Consider the following 1183-nt stretch of genomic DNA (forward strand, 5'->3'; position numbering starts at 1 on the left):
GCACGTGCTCTCGCCGCACCGGCCGAAAGCCCGAGTACGCCCAGTACGAGGGCTTTCACCCGGCACGCCGAGAGCACGCACCGGACGCCCCATGCGCCGCACGGGGCTTTCGAAACACCCCCTAGGCCGTGTGCGGTGGGTCGTGCTGAGCAGGGGCTGCCCCGGCCGGGGCAGCTGCTACTCGGGGACCCGTTCGCCGCGCGAGCGCATGTTCGTGCTAACACCGTTGCGCAGAGGGGGAGTTGCGGGGCGCGAGTCGCGGTAGCGTGGGTCGTGCGAGCGTCTCACGGTCGGGGGAGCGATGAGTCATCCGGGAGCGGCGAGCCGGGCTGCGGCCCGGTGCCACGGCTGCTCGGCGGAACCGGTGCCGGGCGCCGCCTTCTGCGGGGAGTGCGGCACGCGGCTGGCCACCGGCGACGGTCCCGGTGACGGTCCCGGCGCCGGGACGATTCCGGCACCGTCGCCCCCGTCGTCACCGCCCGCGCCGCCGCCGCCGCGGTGGGGCGGCTCCAGGGACCTGACGCGGTACATGTGCGCGGCCGTCTTCCTGAACCGGTCGTACGCCGACACCCTCATCCGGGACGTCGTCTCCGAGCCGCATCTGGGGGTGGCACCGGCCCCCGGCTGCGATGTGTCGGTGGTGGCGCGCCACGCCTACGAGGCCAACGTCCGGCGGCACGCCAGGGACCTGCTCCTGACCGTCGAGCTGCTGGTGCTGCTCGTGGGGCTGGTGTGGCTGGGCAGCGGCGGCGCCGTCGTGCTCATGCTCCTGCTCGCCTGGCTGACGGTGCTGGTCTTCACGCTTTCCACCCGCTACGGCGCACGCTTCCAGAGCTTCCGGCCCGGCCGGTTCGACCCGGCGCAGGCGCCCCCGCCGCCCAACAGGGCCATCGCGCGCCGGCTGCGCGAGATCGACGACTACGCGCTCGGCAACGTCACCGTCTACAGCGGCTTCTCCGCGTTCACCGGCTACGGCAGCGCCGTCGACGCGTGGTCGCTGAACTTCGATGTGACGGTGCCGAGCGAGGAGGGCGGCACCCCGCGGGACTTCGACGTGACCGACCTGTACACGTACGTGCGGGAGCGGGTCGGCGCGCTGTCCCTGCCCTGTCTGGAGATCGAGGAGCGCGTCTTCGTCGACGGCTCCGAGGTCCTGGGCGACGCACGCTTTCTGCCCGACCCC

The 1183-nt window shown here is 73.2% G+C and carries 1 pseudogene; it reads left to right on the plus strand.

Annotated features, from left to right (window positions below):
* Positions 1–301: 301 nt before the first annotated feature.
* Positions 302–1183, plus strand: a pseudogene (locus G5C65_RS37480) (zinc ribbon domain-containing protein); the annotation flags it as partial.

The organism is Streptomyces boncukensis, assembly GCF_011045075.1.
Classification (GTDB): Bacteria; Actinomycetota; Actinomycetes; order Streptomycetales; family Streptomycetaceae; genus Streptomyces; species Streptomyces boncukensis.